This is a genomic window from Novosphingobium sp. (assembly GCF_031417815.1).
GTDB lineage: Bacteria > Pseudomonadota > Alphaproteobacteria > Sphingomonadales > Sphingomonadaceae > Novosphingobium.
This window is the reverse complement of sequence record NZ_JANOWI010000021.1, coordinates 62,772-82,935: the sequence shown is the minus strand read 5'-3', so window position 1 is coordinate 82,935 and position 20,164 is coordinate 62,772. Positions and strand designations below refer to the sequence as shown.

Below are 20,164 nucleotides of genomic sequence, written 5' to 3'. Positions count from 1 at the left end.
CAGCAGTACCAGGACGGCCTGATCACCCAGCAGGAAAAGTACAACAAGGTGATCGATGCCTGGAGCCGCTGCGGTGATCAGGTGGCCAACGCCATGATGGAAGAGCTGAAAGCCTCGCCGATCGATCCGGAAACGGGCCGTCAGCGCCAGGTCAACTCGATCTACATGATGAGCCACTCGGGCGCACGTGGTTCGCCAACCCAGATGAAGCAGCTGGCGGGTATGCGCGGGCTGATGGCCAAGCCTTCGGGCGAGATCATCGAAACCCCGATCATCTCGAACTTCAAGGAAGGTCTGACCGTTCTTGAATACTTCAACTCCACCCACGGCGCCCGCAAGGGCCTCGCGGACACCGCGCTGAAGACCGCGAACTCGGGTTACCTGACCCGCCGCCTGGTCGACGTGTCGCAGGACTGCGTGGTCGTGATCGAGGATTGCGGCACCGAACGCGCGCTGGAAATGCGCGCGATCGTTCAGGGCGGCAGCACCATTGCCTCGCTCGGCGAACGTATCCTGGGGCGGACCCTGGCCGAAGACATTGCCGACAAGGACGGCAAGGTCATCATGCCCAACGGCACGCTGCTGGACGAAGCGGCAACGCTGGCGGTCGAGGAATCGGGCGTCCAGGCCGTGCGCATCCGCTCACCCCTGATCTGCGAAGCCGAACAGGGCGTCTGCGCAACCTGCTATGGCCGCGATCTGGCCCGCGGGACTCCGGTCAACATCGGTGAAGCCGTCGGTGTTATCGCCGCGCAGTCGATCGGTGAACCCGGCACCCAGCTGACCATGCGGACCTTCCACATCGGCGGGGCGGCGCAGGTCAACGAACAGTCGCACCTCGAAGCGCTGTGCGACGGGACCGTGACCTATCGTGACATCCTGACGATCACCGACAAGCGCGGTCGGCGGCTCAGCCTGGCGCGTAGCGGCGAAATCGTCGTACTCGACAGCGAAGGCCGCGAACGGGCGATGCACAAGGTGCCCTACGGGACGCACCTGCTGCACGAAAACGGCGCGATCATCAGCGAAGGGGACCGGCTGGCCGAATGGGATCCGTTCACCACCCCGATCATCACCGAAAAGTCGGGTGTGGTGAAATACCAGGACCTGATCGACGGCAAGACGCTGACCGAGGCGACCGACGATGCCACCGGCATGTCGAGCAAGCTGATCACCGAAAATCGCGCGGCCAGCCGCTCGAAAAAGGAAGATCTGCGTCCGCGTCTGACCCTGCTTGACGAACAATCGGGTGAAGCCGCGCGCTATATGCTGGCGCCCGGCACCACGCTTTCGGTCGAGGATGGCCAGGAGGTTTCGGCCGGTGACGTGCTGGCCCGTGCCAGCCGCGAAGCCGCCAAGACCCGCGACATCACCGGCGGTCTGCCGCGGGTGGCCGAGCTGTTCGAAGCGCGCAAGCCCAAGGACAATTCGATCATCGCCAAGATCAGCGGGCGGATCGAATTCGTTCGCGATTACAAGGCCAAGCGCAAGATCGCGATCGTTCCGGAAGAGGGTGATCCGGTCGAATACCTGATCCCCAAGACCAAGGTGATCGACGTTCAGGAAGGTGACTGGGTCAAGACTGGCGACAGCCTGATCTCTGGCTCACCCGATCCGCACGATATCCTGGAAGTGCTGGGGGTTGAGGCCTTGGCCGAATACCTCGTCGCCGAAATCCAGGAAGTGTACCGTCTGCAGGGCGTGAAGATCAACGATAAGCACATCGAGGTGATCGTTCGCCAGATGCTGCAGAAGGTTGAAATCACCGATGGCGGCGATACCGTGCTGCTGGCCGGCGAACAGATCGACCGCGAAGAAATGGACGAATACAACGCCAAGTTGCCAGCGGGTCAGGCCCCGGCGGTGGGCAAGCCGGTGCTGCTCGGCATCACCAAGGCTTCGCTCCAGACGCGTTCGTTCATCTCCGCCGCCTCGTTCCAGGAAACCACCCGCGTGCTCACCCAGGCGGCGGTTGAAGGCAAGAAGGACTCGCTGATCGGGCTCAAGGAAAACGTCATCGTTGGCCGTCTGATCCCGGCGGGTACCGGGGCCGGCATGAACCGCCTGCGCGTCGCTGCCTCCAGCCGCGATGCGGCGCTGCGCGCCCAGTACCGCAAGCTTCAGGAAGCGCTGATCGCACCCGACAGCGCCGCCGAAGAGCATGCCGCGGAACTGGCCCAGGGCCCCGAAGCTGCCGGCTTTGCCGATCCGCTGGCGGCGGCCCAAGGCGATACCCACGGGACCGACGCCGATGCCGGCGAATACCTGAACCCCGAAGCGGCGGACGGCGAGGCGTAAGCCTCGCTCCTCCGGGCTATCAAAAAAGGCCCCGCCGGAGCGATCCGGCGGGGCTTTTTTTCGTGGCCGCAGCCAACTCTTCGCTTACATTACCGCTGCACCGCGCCCATAAGGGGATCGCGCCCGTGTGCCGATCCGACCGGCTCGGTCTGACTTCGCTCAAAGAGCCAGCCCAGCACCCGCATTGTCTGTCCTGACGCCAATCGCTGCGCAGGCCCAACCGCTGCCGTCACCCGGAAGGAACCATCCATGGCCAAGTCGCAGAAGAAATCGAACCGCGAGACCCGCAAACCCAAGGCCGAAAAGGTCAAGACCAATGCATCCAAGCCCAGCGAAAAGACCGGCGTGGTGCGCGGGCTGGACAATATGAAGAACAAATAGCGTCAGGCATATGCCAGCCGCTCCAGCGCGCCGAAACAGGCCAGCGCACCGGGATCGCCGAACGGCGAAAGCTGGCTCATGAACACGCCGCCCAGGCCCTTGGCGGGATCGATCCAGTAGTAGCTGTTGAAGATTCCGGCCCAGGCGAGGCTGCCGGGGCTGCGGCCGTTTGGTCCGGTCTCGGGGTTGATCAGGAAGCCCAGCCCCCAGCCGGTGTGCTGATCGGGGAAGGTATCATAGGGCGCGGCCAGCTGCGGCATCGCGGTACCCATGGCTCCGGCGCGCAAGGGCGCGACCTGATTGCGGGCCATTTCGGCAACGCCAGCTTCGCTCAGCACGCGGTTCCCGTCGAGTTCGCCGCCGCGCAGCATCACGCGCACAAAGCGGGCATAGTCAGGCGCGGTGCCAATCAGCCCGCCGCCGCCCATGTCAAATTCCCCGCCGCCCAGGAACATCGGCTGGACTTTCAGTGTGCCGCCTTCATCGCGGACATGGACCTGCGCCAGGCCTTCGGGCGGGGTCTGGTAGAACCCGGTGCGGGTCATCCCTAGCGGCTTGAAAATGTGTTCGGCCATGTAATCGCCCAGCCGCCGCCCGGTGACCGCCTCGATCGCGAGACCGGCCCAATCGATCCCGACCGAATATTCCCAAGCTTCGCCCGGATCGAACATCAGCGGCATGGTGATCGAAGCTCTGGAGCCCGGAACCGGCATGCCGGTGGCGGCGAAATATTGCAGCACCGGTGGATGAATGAAGAAATAGCCGAGACCGGCGGTGTGGGTCAGCAAATGGCGCATGGTGATCGGCCGTGCAGCGGGGCGCAGCTGGGGCTTGCCCTCACTGTCGAACCCGGTCAGCACTTGCGCATCGGCGAGGTCAGGAAGCAGCGCGCCTACGGGCGCATCGAGATCAAGCTGGCCCGCTTCGACCAGCTGCATTGCCGCCAGCGTCACCAGGGCCTTGGTCATCGAGGCAATCTGAAACTGGGTATCCTCGGTAACTGGTGCGCCGCCATCGACATCAGCGACGCCCAGCGCCTGCGAAAACCGCACCCCATCGCGGTCCACCACCATGCCAACCGCGCCAGGCAGCCCGGCGCTTTCAAAAGCCTGTTCGAACATTCGCATCCTCCATTATCGCGCATTGGCTAACGCGTTCCTTGGCCCTAGGAAAGCATTATGGCCGATACGCTCACGATCACCCTCGCCCAATTGAACCAGTCGGTCGGCGATATTGCCGGCAATGCCGCGGCGATGCTGGCCGCGCGCGAACGGGCCAAGGCGGCCGGCGCCGATCTGGTGGTGTTCCCCGAAATGCAGCTGGTCGGCTATCCGGCCGAGGATTTGGTGCTCAAACCCGCCTTCGTCGCGCGCGCCACCGGGGAACTGGAGGCGATGGCCAAGGTGACCGCCGACGGGGCGACGGCAATGCTGGTCGGCTCGATCTTCGTGGTCGATGGCGCGCTGCACAACGGGGTGGCACTGCTCGATGGCGGCAAGGTGGCGGCGATCCGGCTCAAGCACGAACTGCCCAATTACGGCACTTTCGACGAGGTGCGGCTGTTCCAGCCCGGCCCCTTGCCCGAACCGATCGTGTTCAAGGGCGTGATGATCGGCCTGCCGATCTGCGAGGACGTGTGGCACCCTGACGTCTGCCGCCATCTCGCCGATTTCGGGGCCGAACTTCTGATCTGCGTCAACGGCAGCCCCTATGAGATCGACAAGGATACGCTGCGGATCGATGGCGTCGCGCGGCGCCGCGCGCACGATACCGGATTGCCGCTGGCCTACCTCAACCGGGTCGGCGGGCAGGACGAGCTGGTGTTCGATGGGGCCAGCTTCGTGGTCAATGGCGATGGTTCGGTCCCGGTGCAGCTGGCCGATTGGGTAGAGCAGGAAGTTACCACCCGCTGGACCAAAACAGCCAAAGGCTGGTGCTGCGATGCAGGTGAAGTGGCGAAACTGGCCGAGCACCCTGAGGATATCTACTGCGCCATGGTGCTGGCGCTGCGCGACTATGTCGATCGCAACCGCTTCCCCGGGTTGGTGCTGGGCCTTTCAGGCGGGATCGACAGCGCGATTTGCGCCGCGATTGCCGCCGATGCGCTGGGGCCGGAGCGGGTGTGGAGCGTGATGCTGCCCAGCCGCTTCACCAGCCAGCTCAGCCTCGATCTCGCCACGGAGTGCGCGCGGATGATCGGCTGCCGCTATGACACGATCCCGATTTCGCCCGCGGTCGATGCGTTCGATACGATGCTGGAAGGCACCTTTGCCGACAAGGACGTCGATATCACCGAGGAAAATGTGCAATCGCGCATCCGCTGCGTGACCCTGATGGCGCTCAGCAACAAATTCGGCCCGATGCTGCTGACCACCGGCAACAAGAGCGAGATGAGCGTCGGCTATGCCACGATCTATGGCGATATGGCCGGCGGCTATAACCCGCTGAAGGACGCCTACAAGATGACCGTCTTCGCGATCAGCGAATGGCGCAACACCCACAAGCCCAAGATCGGACTTGGCCCCGATGGCCCGGTGATGCCGCACGCGATCATCACCCGGCCGCCATCGGCTGAACTGCGCCCCGACCAGAAGGACGCGGATTCGCTGCCGGCTTATCCCGTGCTCGACAAGATCCTGCTGGGCCTGGTCGAACACGAAAAGAGCGTCGATCAGCTGGTCGCCGAAGGGCTTGACCGCGATGTGGTGGTGCGGATCGAACGCCTGCTTTACGTCGCCGAATACAAGCGCCGTCAGGCCCCGCCGGGGGTCAAGCTGGGCACGCGCAACTTCGGGCGAGATCGCAGGTATCCGATTACCAATGCGTTCCGGAGCGCTTGACGCACAAATCTTTCACGCTGCACCGCAACATCAGGCTTGCCATTGCGCGAAGTGCCCATTAGTGGCGCGTTCCATGTCGATCCGGCCGTCCATTACAATTACCATCAAACCGACCGCACTCGCGGGACCGGTTGTGGGGATGCGTCGCTAAGGCCTTCCGGACAACCCGCCCCGCAGACGAGCAGGCGGGGCTTTCCATTACGGATCACAAGAACCCCCGCACTGCGCTCCCCAATTAGGAGAAGCATCATGGTTCATCATTTCGCCGTTCACCGGTTTCAACGGGGTCAGCAGCTCAACGTCGGGATTGTCGGCGCAACCGGTGTGGTCGGATCGACCATGCGCGCGATCCTGAAGGAGCGGAATTTCCCGATCGCGCAGCTGCGGCTGTTCGCCTCGGCGCGCTCGGCCGGCAAGGTGCTGGACGGGGTGACGGTCGAAGACGCCGAGAGCGCGGACTATTCCGGCCTCGACATTGTGCTGTTTTCCGCAGGGGGCGCGACCTCCACGGCGCTGGCCCCCAAGGTTGCCGCAGCCGGCGCGATCGTGATCGACAATTCCAGCGCTTTCCGTTCGGACCCTGAGGTGCCGCTGGTGGTCGCCGAAGTGAATGCGCATGCGATGGCCCACCTGCCCAAGGGGATCATCGCCAACCCCAATTGCACCACCATGGCGGTGATGCCCGCGCTCAAGCCGCTGCACGACGAAGCGGGCCTCAAGCGGCTGATCGCATCGACCTATCAGGCGGTCTCGGGCGCGGGGCTGGAAGGGATCGCAGTGCTCGCCCGCCAGCTTGACCACGTCGGAGACAAGGCGCGGCTGCTGGCGACAAGCGGTCATGACGATCTGCTGCCTGCTGCGGAAAAGTGGGCGGTGCCGATTGCGCACAATGTGGTGCCGCTCAACTATGTGCTGGGCGAGGATGACTACACTGAAGAAGAGCTGAAACTGCGTGACGAAAGCCGCAAGATCCTCGAAATCCCCGGCCTGCCGGTTTCGGGCACTTGCGTGCGGGTACCGGTTTTCACCGGCCATTCGATTTCGCTCAATGCCGAGTTCGAACGCCCGATCAGCGCCGCGCGCGCCCTCGAACTGCTGGGCCAGGCACCGGGCGTCGTGCTCAGCGATTGCCCCAACCCGCTCGAGGCGACTGGCAAGGACCCGGTTTTCGTCGGCCGGGTGCGGGTCGATCGCACCGTCGAACACGGTCTGGCACTGTTCGTGGTGGGCGACAATTTGCGCAAGGGCGCCGCGCTCAACGCGGTCCAGATTGCCGAGGCGCTGGCCGGGTAGGGCAAGATTGGCGAATCCCGACAATCATTCGCCGGGGCGGCAGGCCAGTGCCTGTTGTCATGAGCCCCAACAGCCCTTTCGAGGAACCGAGCGAAGTCGGCATGGCGCATCACGGTGATGCAGACGACCTTGCTACGCGCGAAACCGCACAGCGCACCAAGATAATCCGGCTCGCGATCCTCGGACTGGTGGCGGGGACCAGCCTTGGTTACATGGCGGTATCGCTGCGCAACGGCGATCTCTCCTGGCTCAAGAACCTTGGTTCCGGTGCAGCGAGCGAGCCCTAGGCCGCCGCCACCTCCACCACATTCTCGTCCGCTGCTTCAATCAGGCGTTTTTCCACCGCGCGCAGGCGCGAGCCTGAATCGACCTTTTCGCCCAGCAGGTCGGTCACATAAAACGTATCGACCGCGCGTTCGCCATAAGTCGCGATGTGGGCGGAATGGACCATCAGCTTGGCTTCGAACAAGGCGCGCGCCAGCCGGCTGAGCAGAGCCGGGCGATCGCGCGCGTTGACTTCGACCACGGTGAAACGGTTCGAGGCCTGGTTATCGAATTCGGCCGCCGGGCGCACATCGAAGGCACTTGCGCGCGGTCGGGCGCTGGGCCGCGCGGCAAGCTGGGTGACCAGTTTGACCCGGCCCATCAGCGCGTCGGCGATCATGGTCTTGATCCGGGCCAACTGGCTGTCTTCGGAAAACGGCCGGCCGAGCGGGTCCTGGACCAGGAAATTGTCCACCGCCATCCCGCCGCGCGTGGTGTGGATCCGCGCGTCGATGATGTTGCCGCCGGCCAGATGGATGCCCCCGGCGATGCGGTAGAACAGTCCCGGGTGATCGGCCGCGATCACGGTAACCAGCGTTGCGCCGCGCGCGGCATAGTATTCGCAGTGCACATCGAGCGGCGCGCCCCCCGCCGCATCCAACTGCGTGATGTTCATCGCGATGATGTCATCGGGTTCGGCAATCCAGTAGGCATCGTTGAACTGCCGGGCATACTTGGCTGCCAGGGTGCCCCTCGCCCCCAGCCGCTCAGCCACCGCGGCCTGCTTGGCGGCGACCCGCTGGGTCCGTCCGTGCTGGACGTGGCCGAGCCGCAGACGTTCCTCCGCAGCATCGTAAAGCTCATGGATCAGCTGGCGCTTCCAGCTGTTCCACACCCCCGGTCCGACAGCGCGGATATCGACGATCGTCAGCATCGAGAGCAGCCGCAGCCGCTCGACCGATTGCACCGTAGCGACGAAATCGGTGATCGTCTTCCAATCGGCCAGATCGCGTTTGAAGGCGACCGCGCTCATCAACAGGTGCTGGCCAACCAGCCATGCGGTAAGGTGCGTCTCCTCGTCGCTCATCCCCAGCCGCGGACACAGTTTGAGCGCCACTTCAGCCCCCAGCACCGAATGATCGCCGCGCCTCCCCTTGGCGATATCGTGGAGCAGGATCGAGACGTAGAGCACCCGGCGGTGCTGGATCTTGTGGACCAGATCGGTGGCGAGCGGATGGTCTTTGCGAAGCTCGCCCTGCTCGATCCGCGCCATCAGCCCGACCGCGCGGATGGTGTGCTCATCAACCGTGTAGTGGTGGTACATATCGAACTGCATTTGCGCGTTGACCCGGCCGAAATCGGGAATGAACCGCCCGAACACCCCCGCTTCGTTGAACCAGCGCAGCGCCGTTTCGGGATCGTGGCGGCTGGCCAGCAGATCGAGGAACAGCGCATTGGCGCGGGCATCGGTGCGCACCGCATCGACGCACCGCGCATCGCGCAAGGCAAGGCGCATGGCATCGGGATGCAGTTCGAGGCTATTGGCATCCGCGACCACGAAAATCTCGATCAGCCGCACCGGGTCTTCGGTAAACCAGGTGTCTGATGGCACGGTGATCTTGCCGCCATAGACCGGATAGCCTTTGACCACCCGGCGCCGCGCCCGGAACCCCGCGAGCAACCCGCGCGGCTGCTTCCGGGCGAATTGTTCGTCCAGTTGCGCCAGAAACAGCCCGGTCAGGTGGCCCACGCGTTTGGCCTGCAGGAAGAAGTACTGCATAAACCGTTCGACCGCGCTTTTGCCCGGGCGATCGGCAAACTGCATCCGCGCCGCGACTTCGCGCTGAAGATCGAAGGTCAGCCGGTCTTCGGCCCGCCCGGTGATGGTATGGAGGTGGCAGCGCACCGCCCAGAAGAAGTTTTCGGCGCGGCGGAAGGCGCGGTATTCGCTGCCGCTGAGCAGCCCGACATCGACCAGTTCGGACACATCGCGCACGTGGTGGATATATTTGCCGATCCAGTAGAGCGTGTGCAGGTCGCGCAGGCCGCCCTTGCCCTCTTTGACATTGGGTTCGACGACATAGCGGCTATCGCCCAGCCGCTTGTGGCGATCATTGCGTTCAGCCAGTTTTTCGGAAACGTACTGACGCTCGGTCCCGGCGACGACTTCGGCCCAGAACCGGCTCTGCGCTTCATCGAACAAGGCCTGATCGCCCCACACGTAGCGCCCTTCGAGCAGCGCCGTGCGGATCGTCAGGTCGCTCTTGGCCATCCGCACCACATCATCCAGACTGCGGCTGGAATGGCCGACCTTGAGCCCCAGATCCCACAGGAAATAGAGCGTCGCCTCGATCACCTGTTCGCACCACGAAGTCTGCTTGCCCGGCGTGATGAAGGCCACATCAACGTCCGAATGCGGGGCCATTTCGCCGCGACCATAACCGCCCACCGCCATGACGCTGAGCCGCTCGCCCGAGGTGCGGTTGGGTGCGGGATAGACATCGCCGATGACGTGATCGTGGATCAGGCGGATCAGCTGATCGACCAGGAAAGCCTGCACTTCAGCGCTGTCGTGGCCGGCACCGGGATGCTCAGCCAGCCGCCGGGCGATCTCCGCGCGGCCTTCCGCCAGTGCGCCGCGCAGCAGTTCGACCACCGCGGGCCGCGCCTTGGCCGCGCCGCTTGTTTCAACGCCTTCGCTGATTGCAGCGGCCAGCGCGCGCCGGTCGATCACCGCGCGCTGATTCTGGATGCGGCTCACGCCCCCGCTTTCTGCTCGCTTTCCCATACGGTCAGGTAACGGGCTTTGAGCGTGCGCTTGTCAACCTTTTCGGTGCCGAGCCGGGGCAAGGTTTCGTGTTCCTGCCACAACCGCACCGGCACCTTGAAGCCGGCGATCCGTTCCAGCAGGAAGGCGCGCAATTGATCTTCGCTGACTGTGCAGCCGTCCTTGACCAGATAGACCCCGGTGGGCTGCTCGCCCATGCGCTCATCCGGCATGCCGAAGACGCTGGCTTCGGCCACCTGCGGGTGGGCATAGATCGCCTCTTCCACCTCGATGCAGGAAATGTTCTCGCCGCCACGGATGATGATGTCTTTCTTGCGGTCGACGATGAACAGGTAGCCGTCTTCATCGAGGTAACCCAGATCGCCCGAGCGGAAGAACCCGTCGGGCATGATCGCCAGGCGGGTGGCTTCGGAATTGTTCCAGTAACCGTTGAAATTGACGATCGAGCGGATCGAGACTTCGCCGACTTGCCCGCTGGGCAGCTGGTTGCCGTCATCGTCCAGGATGCCGACATCGATCAGCGGCTTGGTGGCGGTGCCGGTGGAACCGGGCTTGGCCATGTAGTTCTCGTTGAGGTTGCCGCAGCCTGCCGCATTGGTTTCGGTCAGGCCGTAGCCGAGCAGCGGAAAGGCATGCGGCAGCGCGTCCTTGATTTTCTTCACATGTTCGGCCGGACGCGGCGCGCCGCCTGCGGCAAAGGCGGTGCAGCTGGAAAGATCGTATTGATCGCGGCTCGGATGGGTCGCGATCTCATAGCTCATCAGCGGTACGCCGACGAAATAGGTGACCTTTTCCCGTTCGATCAGGCGCATCGCCTCTTCGGCGTTCCACTTTGGCATCAGCACCAGTTTGCGCCCGATCACGAAGCTTTGCAGCAGCACCGGCACTTCGCCGGTAACGTGAAACAGCGGCACGTTGACCAGCGTGGCGGGCTGGGTGGTGGGCGCTTCGCCCTTGTCGGTCAGATGAGTCAGCACCATCAGCGTCTGGCCGACGAAGTTGAACACCGCCTGGGTCACCGCGCGGTGATCGGACCAGGCGCCTTTGGAGAGGCCGGTCGAGCCCGAGGTGTAGAGGATCGTCGCGACATCATCGCCAGACAGCTCAGGAAGCGGGGTATCGGCCCCACCGCCCCCTGCCAGAACCGCAGCCAGGCCTTCACGCCAGGGGCAATCGTGTGAAAATTCGACAAGTTTTGTGGCAAGGCCAAGATCGGCGATCCGCGCACCGCGCTGGGCATCGGCCAGCACCAGCTTGCAGCCCGCCAGCTCGATCCCGCCGGCCATCTCCTCGCCGCTCCACCAGCCGTTGAGCAGGGTGGCGCAGCCGCCCGCCATCAGCACGCCCATGTAGGCAGCGATCCAGTTGGCCGAATTGCGCGCGGCAATCCCCACCCGGTCGCCGCGCTGAATCCCGTGGCCCGCGATCAAGCCGCCCGCCACTGCGCGCGCGGCTTCGTGTATTTCGGTAAAGGTCAGGCGAATATCGCCATCGACGATGAATTCCGTCGCGCCGTGCTGGGCGCAGAAATGATCGAACATCGCCGGCAGGGTCGGCGGCGCGCCCTTCAGCATCGGCAGCTGCCGGCCGAAGCGTTCATAGGGCACCGTTTCCAGCGGCGCATCAGGCGCGGTAAGTCGGTCGATCACATTGGTAAGGGCATTGTCGAGTTCGGTGGCCATGCGGCATCCTTCTTTTTCTGTCTGGCGGCATGGCGCGGCCCTTTTCCGCTCCATCCCGATCCTGTTCCCAATTGCGCAGCCGGGGGTTTGCTGTCCCCGCGCGGCTGTGCCACAAGGCGCGGCAAGTGCCTTGTCTAGGGGGTTGAATTGTCGCTGTCACCATTGTTGCAAGACCTCGCCAGCGCGGCGGCCAATGCGCCGCTTGATTGGCGCGATCTGGGGCTCAAGAACTATCTCTTCTCGCTCCCCACGCCGCTCGGCGAGTTTCAGCTGCGCTGGTACAGTCTGGCTTACCTGGCCGGGATCATCTTTGCCTATTGGCACATTTCCAAAACGCTCAAGGCCCCCGGCGCGCCGATGGCGCAGCGCCATGCCGACGATCTGTTTTTCTACTGTACGCTGGGGGTGATCCTGGGCGGGCGACTGGGCTATGCCACTTTCTATACCGGCGGCGAAACCGGCCTGCCCAGCCTGTGGGGCGAGCCAGGCGAACTGCTTAAATTGTGGAACGGCGGGATGAGCTTTCATGGCGGGCTGATCGGCGTTTTGCTGGCGATTGCCTTTGTCTGCTGGCGGGGCAAGCTCAGCTTCCTGCGGGTGTGCGATTATGTCGCGGTCAGCGTGCCGATGGGCATGTTCTTTGGCCGTCTGGCCAATTTCGTGAATGCCGAACTGTGGGGTCGCGTGGCCGGGCCGGATGTGCCCTGGGCGATGGTGTTCCCCGGCGGCGGCCCGATGGCGCGCCACCCCAGCCAGCTTTACGAAGCGCTGCTCGAAGGGCTGCTGCTGGCCGCCGTGCTGATGGTTCTGTTCTGGCGCACCCGCGCGCGCTGGAAGCCGGGGCTGCTGGTGGGCATTTTTGCCACCGGCATGGCGCTGGCACGGTTCGTGGTGGAATTCTACCGCGAACCTGATGCACAGCTGCAGGAACTCGCGCGCAGCAGCGGGCTGTCGATGGGCCAGTGGCTCACCCTGCCGCTGCTGGCCGCGGGGCTGTTCTTCGTCATCCGAGCGCTGATGCGCCCTGAACTGGGCAGCACCACCCCCATCCCGGAATGAGCGCGACCGGGACAAGTGACCCGCTGGGCGAGATCTTTCGGCGGCTGATCGGCAATACCGGCCCGATCAGCCTGATGCATTACATGGGTGAGGCCAACGCGCGCTATTATGCCAGCCGCGATCCGCTGGGCGCGGCGGGCGATTTCGTCACCGCGCCTGAGATCAGCCAGATGTTCGGCGAACTGATCGGGCTGTGGCTGGCCGATATGTGGATCAATGCCGGGCGCGAGGAGCCGGTCCACTATGTCGAAATGGGCCCCGGGCGCGGCACCCTGGCGCGCGATGCTTTGCGCGCGGCGAAGCGCTATGGGCTGACGCCGAGCGTCCACTTTGTCGAAGCCTCTACCGCCTTGAAGGACGTGCAGCTGGCCTCTGTGCCGCAAGCGCAGTGGCACCATGACCTGTCGACCATCCCGCCCTATGGCCCGGTGCTGGTGGTGGCGAACGAATTTCTCGATGCGCTGCCGGTGCGACAACTGGTGATGACCGAAGCGGGCTGGCGCGAACGGATGGTGGTGCCTGAAGGCGACCGGTTCGTCTGCATTGCCGGATCCCAACCGATGGATGCCGCCATTCCCGAGGCGCGCCGCGCGGCCGAAGTGGGGACGATCATCGAAACCTGCCCTGGTGCTGCGGCGACGATTTACGAAATTGCGGGGCGGCTCAAGGACCAGGGCGGCGCGGCGCTGTTCATCGATTACGGTCATGATCAGCTGCGCGATGGATCGACGATGCAGGCGGTGCGCCAGCACCTGAAGGTCGATCCGTTCAGCCAGCCGGGCGAAGCGGACCTGACCGCGCACGTCGATTTCGCGACGTTGGCGCCGATTGCCCAATCACGTGGGGTGCGCTGGCTGGGCACCGTGCCGCAAGGGCGCTGGCTGCGGAACCTGGGGATCGATGCGCGCGCACAGACCCTGGCCCAGGCCGCACCGCAGCACGGTCCGGCGATCGAAGCCGCGAAAGAGCGTCTGGTCGGCGAGGGCCAGATGGGCCTGCTGTTCAAGGTGATGGGGCTGGCCGCGCCAAGCTGGCCGGGCGGTGCGGGGTTCTAGACCTGCCCAAAAGGGGCATGGCTTTCGCCGCGGCGGGTGTATAGCATCGGGTGAAGGCAGTCGCTTGAAGCAGCGCCGGGGGAGATTTTGCTTAATGCGCACCGCAGGGCCATCGCTGCTCTCGCGTCTGGTCCGGCGTTTGATCATCGCGCTCTATCGCTGGCGCGGCTATCAGCTGGAGGACAATTATCCGGCGCCGCGGCGCTGCATTATCATTGGTGTGCCGCATACCACCAACTGGGACTTCGTGTTCTTTCTTGGCGCCACGGCAGAGGCCGGCATCAGGCCCAGCTTCATGGGCAAGCACACTTTGTTCGCATGGCCGATGACACGCTTCATGTACGATATGGGCGGGGTTTCTGTCGATCGCTCCGCCAAGGGCCGCAACTATGTCGATCAGGTGGTCGACGCCTTTGCCGGCGCCGAAGAACTGGCGCTGGTGGTTGCCCCCGAAGGCACGCGCAGCGCCTCCAGGCCATGGCGATCGGGTTTCTACCACATCGCCCACAAGGCCGGAGTTGCGCTGGTGCCGGCCTGGGTTGAAGACAAGACCCGCCGCGGCGGGATCGGTCCGGCGATCATGCCCAGCGGCGATTACGCTGGCGATCTTGCAAAGCTGCTGGCCTATTACCGCTCGGTCATGCCCGGCCATCCACGCTGGGCATTGCTCGAAGCCGCCATCACCGAGGAACGGAGCGAAGCCCATGCTTGAAATGCTGACAATCAACCTTGCGGTCGATGTGGCGATGATGGTGGTGCTGTGCCTGATCGCCGCGCGGATCGGCGACGTGTCGTTCATCGATGCGGTCTGGGGGTTTGGCATGGTGGTGCTGGCTGCCGTCAGCTGGCTGCAACTGGGCGATCCCGGTGCGCGCGCCACGCTGATCCTGGTGATGACCGGCGTGTGGGGGCTGCGTCTGGCACTGCACCTGTTCACCCGCTGGCGCGCACATGGCGAGGATCCGCGCTATGCACGCATGCTCGCCAAGGCGCGCGAACAGGGCCGCTATGGCAGCGCCGCGTTCAAAGTGGTGTTCGGTCCGCAGGCGCTGTTGCTGTTCATCACCTGTCTGCCCGCGCAGATTGGCATTCTTGCCGCGGGCGAACCGGCGGCGATCGGCCCGCTGGCCTGGGGCGGCTTCGCGCTGTGGCTGACGGGGGTGGTGTTTGAAACGGTCGGCGATGCCCAGCTCAACACGTTCCGCGCCGATCCCGCCAGCAAGGGCAAGGTGCTCGATACCGGGCTGTGGCGCTATACCCGCCATCCCAACTATTTCGGTGATGCCTGCGCGTGGTGGGGGATCTGGTTGGTGGCTGCGCAGGCCGGGCTGTGGGTCGCGCTGGTCAGCCTGATCGGGCCGCTGTTCCTGACCTTCACGCTGACCCGCTGGTCGGGCAAGCCGCTGCTGGAAAAGGGGCTGGCCAGGAGCCGCCCGGGTTACAGTGAATACGTCGCGCGCACCTCGGGCTTCATTCCCTGGCCGCCGCGCAAGGGCTGACAGCAAATCATTTGCCCGGCGCACCTGCCCAAGTGTAGGGTTTCCGCTTGTCCTGAGTCGCACATTTTCCGGACAATTTTCAGGAGTTTATCCCCGATGCGTAAATTCATTCTCCCGCTGGCCGCACTGGCCCTGGTCGCCGGCTGCAAGGGCAAGGAGCCCGAAGCCGTGGCAACCGATGCCGCAGCCACCGCCAGCGAAGCCGCAGTCGCGCTGCCGGCCCTGCCCGAAAATGCCAAGGCCACTGTCAAGCCCGAAGGCACCTATACCGCGGGCGCAGCCAAGCTGATGCTGGCCGCCGATATGAACGCCGAAATGACCGATGCCGCCGGCAAGGCGACCACGGGCAAGTGGGCGTGGTATTCGGACGGCAAGCGGATCGTCTTCTCGGGCGACAAGTCGGTCTGGGCGGTCGCCGATGGCGCGCTTTACAAGCTGGCCAGCAAGGATGCCCCGCTTACGGGCATGACCGCCGACCAGGTCTGGACCAAGGCTATGTAATCTCAGCGGCAACGCTTTGACGAAGAGGGCGGCGCGCAGGCGTCGCCCTTTTTGCGTCAGGGCTTCACCTCCACCGCCCGCACCGCTTCGGGCACGGCGCGCAAGTCCGCGCCTTTGAGCCAGGCTTCCAGCGCGTCGAGATCGCTCACCCCGATCACCCCGTCCTTCTGTCGCGCCAGCAGGGTGAAGCTGTCTCCGCCCTGGGCCAGAAAACTGTTGGTGGTGACGCGGTAGGTGGCAGCGGGATCGATCGGCTGGCCATTGAAGCGCAGGTCCACCACGCGGTCGCCCGCCGGGCGGCTCATGTCATAGCCATAGGTCAGTCCGGCCGAGGGGATCAGCGCCTGATAGGGGCCGTTTTCGTCAAACCCCTGTTCGAGCGCGGCCTTCAGTTCCGCCCCGCTGAAACTCTGCGTTACCAGCGTGTTGGCAAACGGCTGTGCGGCATAGATATCAGCAAATTTTACCGAACCGTCGGTGGCCGGGACGATTGGCGCGCGCACGCCAAACGGGTTCATCAGCGCAATCTGTGCGCCCGCCGCCCTGGTCGCATCAAGCTGCGCATCGGCGATCAGCTGGCCCAGCGCCGCACCCGCTGCGGGGGCGGCAAGGTGACCGGCGGGGCGCTGGGCAAAGGCCTTGGCCGCATCGACATATAGCTGGACATAGGCTGCCACCGCCTTGTCGGGGGCATAGACCGGGTAATAGGGGCTCAGCGGGATCGGCCCGCGGCTGCCCACATAGGCCTGCGATTGCACGATCAGGTTGCGCGCGCGCTTGGCCACCACCGTGTTCGCGGCGGGATCGATTTCCAGCGCGATGTCGGTCAGCATGGTGCCGTAATTGCCGGCGCTGGTCAGCAGCACCGGATGCGCCGGATTGATCTGCCCGTAATCGCACACATAGGCGCGGTGGGTGTGGCCCGAAACCACCACATCGACGCGGGGATCAAGCTGATCGAGGATCGGTGCGATTTCGCCTGAAAAGCCGCTGCAGCTATTGGGATCGGTCGGCTTGTCCTGTTGTCCGCCCTGGTGGATCAGCACCACCACCGCATCGGCGCCCTTGGCCTTCAATTGCGGGACCAGCGCGTTGATGGTCCTGGCCTCGTCGCGGAAGACCAGCCCCTTGATCCCGCCGGGCGAGACCAGATCGGTGGTGCCCTTCAGCGTCAGGCCGATGAAGCCCACGGTCACCTTGCGCGCACCCTGGCCATAGCTTTTGATGCCAAAGGCGGGAAACAGCGGCTTGCCGTTTTCGGTGATGGTGCTGGCAGCCAGAAACTTGAACCTCGCGCCGGTGAAACGTTCGACCTGGCATGGTTTGCGCGGGGTATATTGCTTGCACCCGCCGCGCTGCATGCGCAGCAATTCCTGCCGCCCGCGGTCAAATTCGTGATTGCCCACCGCGCTGAAATCGATGCCGATGCGGTTGGCCACGCCGATCGTCGGCTCATCAAGGTAGATCGAGGAGGCCAGCTGCGATGCGCTGATCAGATCCCCCGCCGTTACCGTGGCGGAATTGGCATATTGCCCGCGCAGGATCCTGACCGCGCTGGCCAGCCAGGCCGCTCCGCCGGCCGGCACTTGCGCGCTGCCGCCCTTGCCATCGGGCGCGATCACCGATTGCTTGGGCGGTTCGATCGCGCCGTGGAAATCGTTGATCGCCAGGATCCCGACGGTGACCGTACGGGGCGCCAGTGCCGCGCTCTGAAGCGCGGCGGGGCCGGCGCAGGCGACCATCAGCGGCAGGGCAACGCGGGCGAGCAGGAGGCGATTCGTCATGGGCAATGCTTTTAGCCGATGCGTCCCGCGCAACAAGCGCTGCGTATTATGCAACTAAGACAGTTTATTGAAAAAACCCCGGCGCCGTTCTATATTGCCGGGAACAACCAACGCCGATGGGGAGAACACGGCATGGCACGACCACAAGCGGATATCGAAGCCGGACGCGTAGCGCTGATCGGCCACGTTGTCGATCTGATCGAGGAACGCGGTTCAGCCGCGGTCACCATGACCGAAATTGCTGCGCGCGCAGGGATGTCGCCCGCCAATCTCTATCGCTATTACGACAGCAAGGAAGCGCTGATCGAAGCGGTGGCCGAACACTGGTTCCGCCCCAAGGTCGAGATCATGGAAGCGGTCATCGCAAGCGACTTGCCGCCGCGGCGCAAGATGTTCGAATTTTATGCCCGCCGTTTTACCCGGATGAAGGCCGAATGGGAGCGTGATCCGGTGGCGTTTGCCAACTACGTCGAACTGGGCAAGGAAAATTTCGAGCTGGTCCGCTCCTATGTCGATCTGGGCGATCACTATCTGGCCATGATCATCGGCGAGGCGATGGCCGATGGCCATTTCGCCGGGCTCGATGTCGATGAAGCGATCAGTCTGATCAACCAGATGACCGGTGCCTACGTCAACATCGGTGCGATGGAGCTGATCATGCCCAAGTTGTCCGAGGACAAGCTGGCGCGGATTGTCGATGCCGTGTTCGATGGACTATCGGGGGCCGATCGCGGGGCCAAGGGCGTCTCGGCGCTGCGGGCGGCCTGAAAAAATTCGCCGGGCACTGTCACCTGTCTGGAAATTGCAACATGCAGGCATTACTTACAGCGTTGTGAACCAGCCGTTGCCTCACCTTTTTGCGATTCCCGTCGATCCCGCCGACATCGATTTCATGGGGCACGTCAACAACGCCTCGTACCTCAAATGGGTGCAGGACGCGGTGATCGATCACTGGCGCACCCTCGCGCCGACCGATGCAGTGGCGCAGCACCTGTGGGTCGCGCTGAAGCACGAGATCACCTATCGCCGCCCGACCTTCCTGGGCGACGAGGTGATCGCCACGGTCTTGCTGGAAAAATTCCACGGCACCCGCGCGTTTTATGAAACCGTGATCCGCCGCGGCGAAGAGGTGCTGGCCGAAGTCAAATCAAGCTGGTGCTGCATCGATGCCGAAACGCTGCGCCCCGCGCGGCTGGCGCGCGATGTAATCGCGCGGTTCTTTCCGGTGGTCGAAGCAAGCTGAATTCGCTCAACGCGTTGCGATTGCCAAACCGCGAGCCCAATTGACCAATTCGTCCTGTTTGGTCTGATCATGTGAAAGTTCTGAAGACGGGATTTCGTTGCCGGTAAACTCGACATGCAGCCCGGTTTCGAGCGGAAGCCGCTCGCCGATCAGGAGCTGCGCAAGCATTGCACCGGAGCGCTGCGGAGTGCTGGCGCCATCGATTAATTTCGCCGCGGTCGGCAGGACATTTTTCCACGCAAAGCGCATGGCAGCGGGCTGATCGCGGGCCAATTCGGTTCCCGGCATCAGGCCGGGATCGAATGCGACAAAGCGCAACTCGCCTGCGGGATAGTGGCGCGCCATCGCGTAGCTGAACATGATGTTGCAAAGTTTTGACGTGGCATAGCGATCCCTGCCCTTCTGCGCTTCATCGTTTGAATCGGAAACCTTGCCAGCGGCGACATCGGATACAGATGGAAAGCGTCCGCCAAAAAATTTGTACGGCCGGGCCAATTTGTGCGCAGGATCGTGGGTGCCACTTGCAGTGGAAATCACTGTCGCCGATTGGCCCATTTCGCTTCGCAGATGTTCGAACAAGGCGATATGACCCAGCACATTGGTCGCAAAGGTCAACTCGAACCCATCGACTGAGTAGCGATCACCGCTCACGATCTGGATGCCCGCGTTAAGCGCCAGCCCAGCACATTTCCTACCCGCCAAAAAGGCCCGAACCGAACCGGCGAACACCTTAACCGAATCAAGCGACGCTGTATCAAGTTCCAAGATCAGCAGCCGATCTGCTGGCACCCGTTGCCGCAGGGTATTCGCCAAATCGGGTCGGCGCGCACCGACCACGATGAAACTGTTTGGGCGACTTTGGGCCAGCCAGGCTGCAACCTCCAGCCCGATGCCCGATGTCGCACCGGTGAGGAGGTAGTATTCGGATGTCGGCATCGCGCGCTCCTGGCCAAAAGGCTTGCCATTTCTGGCTTGACCAGCCTAGTTAATACGAGATTCGCACTTAGTAAATACGGATATCGTACTTAGAGGTAATAATGACCGAAGCCGACCAGCTTGATTTGGCCATAAGCCAGCTAATGCGAATCTTGATCGTTGACGAACGGCGCCTGTTTTCAGATTTGGGGGCCGCTACATACAACCCGCTGGACGTCGAAACGTTGACCTATCTGTGGCGCCAGCCCGGCTCAACCGCTAAGGAAATAGGACTTTTTCTGGGCGTGCAAGCTACCACGATGCAATCTGCGATTGATCGCCTGCAAAGGCGCGAACTGCTCCAGCGGGATCACACTGCACTAAAAGGGCGATCAGTTGCGCTGATTCTGACCGAGGCTGGCGAAACGTTTTGCCACCGAATGCACACGCACAACCTGCAAAACTGTGAGCAAATGCTAAGCGCACTGGCCAAAGCAGACCGGCCCGGATTTGTCAGGAATATCGCAGCGATCGCTGCCAAAATGGCAACCTAGCAAGCGCT

17 protein-coding genes and 1 pseudogene are annotated in these 20,164 nt (G+C 63.6%); 13 read left to right on the top strand and 5 right to left on the bottom strand.

Annotation, left to right across the window (positions count from 1 at the left end; translation table 11 throughout):
- Window positions 1-2,298 (top strand): annotated as a pseudogene (locus RMN99_RS05525) (DNA-directed RNA polymerase subunit beta'); the annotation flags it as partial.
- 249 nt (window positions 2,299-2,547) lie between these two features.
- On the top strand, window positions 2,548-2,679 hold the full coding sequence (locus RMN99_RS05520) for a hypothetical protein (protein WP_309622298.1): 132 nt from the start codon (window positions 2,548-2,550) through the stop codon (window positions 2,677-2,679).
- Between the two features lie 2 nt (window positions 2,680-2,681).
- Here RMN99_RS05520 and RMN99_RS05515 read toward each other — a convergent pair whose 3' ends face one another.
- The gene (locus tag RMN99_RS05515) at window positions 2,682-3,800 is read right to left on the bottom strand and encodes a serine hydrolase domain-containing protein (protein ID WP_309622297.1); all 1,119 of its coding nucleotides are present in this window, start codon (window positions 3,798-3,800) and stop codon (window positions 2,682-2,684) included.
- 57 nt (window positions 3,801-3,857) lie between these two features.
- Between RMN99_RS05515 and RMN99_RS05510 the strand changes: the two genes are divergently transcribed.
- The 3 genes from RMN99_RS05510 to RMN99_RS05500 all read left to right on the top strand — a co-directional run bounded on the left by RMN99_RS05510 (window position 3,858) and on the right by RMN99_RS05500 (window position 7,099).
- Entirely contained in the window at window positions 3,858-5,519 is a 1,662-nt protein-coding gene (locus tag RMN99_RS05510) for an NAD+ synthase (protein WP_309622296.1), read from the top strand.
- A gap of 249 nt (window positions 5,520-5,768) precedes the next feature.
- Window positions 5,769-6,812: an aspartate-semialdehyde dehydrogenase gene (locus RMN99_RS05505; RefSeq protein ID WP_309622295.1), complete on the top strand. Its 1,044-nt coding sequence runs from the start codon at window positions 5,769-5,771 to the stop codon at window positions 6,810-6,812.
- 59 nt (window positions 6,813-6,871) lie between these two features.
- Window positions 6,872-7,099, top strand: coding sequence for a hypothetical protein (locus tag RMN99_RS05500; protein WP_309622294.1), 228 nt, complete (start codon window positions 6,872-6,874; stop codon window positions 7,097-7,099).
- Here the strand turns inward: RMN99_RS05500 and RMN99_RS05495 are convergent.
- Both RMN99_RS05495 and RMN99_RS05490 read right to left on the bottom strand, forming a co-directional pair.
- Window positions 7,096-9,864: a [protein-PII] uridylyltransferase gene (locus RMN99_RS05495; protein ID WP_309622293.1), complete on the bottom strand. Its 2,769-nt coding sequence runs from the start codon at window positions 9,862-9,864 to the stop codon at window positions 7,096-7,098. The genes RMN99_RS05500 and RMN99_RS05495 overlap by 4 nt on opposite strands.
- A complete protein-coding gene (locus RMN99_RS05490) occupies window positions 9,834-11,546 on the bottom strand; it encodes a class I adenylate-forming enzyme family protein (RefSeq protein ID WP_309622292.1) in 1,713 nt (570 codons plus the stop codon). The genes RMN99_RS05495 and RMN99_RS05490 overlap by 31 nt, the downstream gene beginning before the upstream one ends.
- Before the next feature lie 153 nt (window positions 11,547-11,699).
- Between RMN99_RS05490 and lgt the strand changes: the two genes are divergently transcribed.
- From lgt to RMN99_RS05465, 5 genes are all read left to right on the top strand, one after another.
- On the top strand, window positions 11,700-12,605 hold the full coding sequence (gene lgt, locus RMN99_RS05485; protein WP_409035235.1) for a prolipoprotein diacylglyceryl transferase: 906 nt from the start codon (window positions 11,700-11,702) through the stop codon (window positions 12,603-12,605).
- Window positions 12,602-13,660, top strand: a complete 1,059-nt coding sequence (locus RMN99_RS05480) for an SAM-dependent methyltransferase (RefSeq protein WP_309622290.1) — start codon at window positions 12,602-12,604, stop codon at window positions 13,658-13,660. The genes lgt and RMN99_RS05480 overlap by 4 nt, the downstream gene beginning before the upstream one ends.
- Window positions 13,661-13,754: 94 nt before the next feature.
- Window positions 13,755-14,372: a 1-acyl-sn-glycerol-3-phosphate acyltransferase gene (locus tag RMN99_RS05475; protein ID WP_309622289.1), complete on the top strand. Its 618-nt coding sequence runs from the start codon at window positions 13,755-13,757 to the stop codon at window positions 14,370-14,372.
- A complete protein-coding gene (locus tag RMN99_RS05470) occupies window positions 14,365-15,159 on the top strand; it encodes a DUF1295 domain-containing protein (protein WP_309622288.1) in 795 nt (264 codons plus the stop codon). Before RMN99_RS05475 ends, RMN99_RS05470 begins: the two co-directional genes overlap by 8 nt.
- Window positions 15,160-15,255: 96 nt before the next feature.
- Window positions 15,256-15,660, top strand: coding sequence for a hypothetical protein (locus tag RMN99_RS05465; protein WP_309622287.1), 405 nt, complete (start codon window positions 15,256-15,258; stop codon window positions 15,658-15,660).
- A gap of 56 nt (window positions 15,661-15,716) precedes the next feature.
- On the opposite strand, the gene RMN99_RS05460 is transcribed toward RMN99_RS05465, so the two are convergent.
- The gene (locus tag RMN99_RS05460; protein WP_309622286.1) at window positions 15,717-17,444 is read right to left on the bottom strand and encodes a bifunctional metallophosphatase/5'-nucleotidase; all 1,728 of its coding nucleotides are present in this window, start codon (window positions 17,442-17,444) and stop codon (window positions 15,717-15,719) included.
- A gap of 132 nt (window positions 17,445-17,576) precedes the next feature.
- Between RMN99_RS05460 and RMN99_RS05455 the strand changes: the two genes are divergently transcribed.
- Together RMN99_RS05455 and RMN99_RS05450 are read left to right on the top strand one after the other, a co-directional pair.
- Window positions 17,577-18,212, top strand: coding sequence for a TetR/AcrR family transcriptional regulator (locus RMN99_RS05455; protein ID WP_309622285.1), 636 nt, complete (start codon window positions 17,577-17,579; stop codon window positions 18,210-18,212).
- Window positions 18,213-18,276: 64 nt separating this feature from the next.
- Window positions 18,277-18,687 (top strand): thioesterase family protein, encoded by a 411-nt coding sequence (locus tag RMN99_RS05450; protein WP_309622284.1) that lies wholly within the window; start codon window positions 18,277-18,279, stop codon window positions 18,685-18,687.
- A 6-nt stretch (window positions 18,688-18,693) separates the two neighbouring features.
- Here RMN99_RS05450 and RMN99_RS05445 read toward each other — a convergent pair whose 3' ends face one another.
- Window positions 18,694-19,623, bottom strand: coding sequence for an SDR family NAD(P)-dependent oxidoreductase (locus RMN99_RS05445; RefSeq protein WP_309622283.1), 930 nt, complete (start codon window positions 19,621-19,623; stop codon window positions 18,694-18,696).
- A gap of 101 nt (window positions 19,624-19,724) precedes the next feature.
- Between RMN99_RS05445 and RMN99_RS05440 the strand changes: the two genes are divergently transcribed.
- Complete coding sequence (locus RMN99_RS05440; RefSeq protein ID WP_309622282.1) at window positions 19,725-20,156, top strand: winged helix DNA-binding protein; 432 nt, start codon at window positions 19,725-19,727, stop codon at window positions 20,154-20,156.
- The last annotated feature ends 8 nt before the right edge of the window (window positions 20,157-20,164 follow it).

What these genes read in the sequence shown, in the direction of transcription:
- RMN99_RS05475 (WP_309622289.1), top strand. Translation starts at nt 13,755, where the DNA reads ATGCGCACCGCAGGGCCATCGCTGCTCTCGCGTCTGGTCCGGCGTTTG.
- RMN99_RS05515 (WP_309622297.1), bottom strand. Translation starts at nt 3,800, where the DNA reads ATGTTCGAACAGGCTTTTGAAAGCGCCGGGCTGCCTGGCGCGGTTGGC.
- RMN99_RS05520 (WP_309622298.1), top strand. Translation starts at nt 2,548, where the DNA reads ATGGCCAAGTCGCAGAAGAAATCGAACCGCGAGACCCGCAAACCCAAG.
- RMN99_RS05465 (WP_309622287.1), top strand. Translation starts at nt 15,256, where the DNA reads ATGCGTAAATTCATTCTCCCGCTGGCCGCACTGGCCCTGGTCGCCGGC.
- RMN99_RS05500 (WP_309622294.1), top strand. Translation starts at nt 6,872, where the DNA reads ATGAGCCCCAACAGCCCTTTCGAGGAACCGAGCGAAGTCGGCATGGCG.
- RMN99_RS05490 (WP_309622292.1), bottom strand. Translation starts at nt 11,546, where the DNA reads ATGGCCACCGAACTCGACAATGCCCTTACCAATGTGATCGACCGACTT.
- RMN99_RS05455 (WP_309622285.1), top strand. Translation starts at nt 17,577, where the DNA reads ATGGCACGACCACAAGCGGATATCGAAGCCGGACGCGTAGCGCTGATC.
- RMN99_RS05480 (WP_309622290.1), top strand. Translation starts at nt 12,602, where the DNA reads ATGAGCGCGACCGGGACAAGTGACCCGCTGGGCGAGATCTTTCGGCGG.
- RMN99_RS05470 (WP_309622288.1), top strand. Translation starts at nt 14,365, where the DNA reads ATGCTTGAAATGCTGACAATCAACCTTGCGGTCGATGTGGCGATGATG.
- RMN99_RS05510 (WP_309622296.1), top strand. Translation starts at nt 3,858, where the DNA reads ATGGCCGATACGCTCACGATCACCCTCGCCCAATTGAACCAGTCGGTC.
- RMN99_RS05445 (WP_309622283.1), bottom strand. Translation starts at nt 19,623, where the DNA reads ATGCCGACATCCGAATACTACCTCCTCACCGGTGCGACATCGGGCATC.
- RMN99_RS05495 (WP_309622293.1), bottom strand. Translation starts at nt 9,864, where the DNA reads ATGGGAAAGCGAGCAGAAAGCGGGGGCGTGAGCCGCATCCAGAATCAG.
- RMN99_RS05460 (WP_309622286.1), bottom strand. Translation starts at nt 17,444, where the DNA reads ATGACGAATCGCCTCCTGCTCGCCCGCGTTGCCCTGCCGCTGATGGTC.
- RMN99_RS05505 (WP_309622295.1), top strand. Translation starts at nt 5,769, where the DNA reads ATGGTTCATCATTTCGCCGTTCACCGGTTTCAACGGGGTCAGCAGCTC.
- RMN99_RS05440 (WP_309622282.1), top strand. Translation starts at nt 19,725, where the DNA reads ATGACCGAAGCCGACCAGCTTGATTTGGCCATAAGCCAGCTAATGCGA.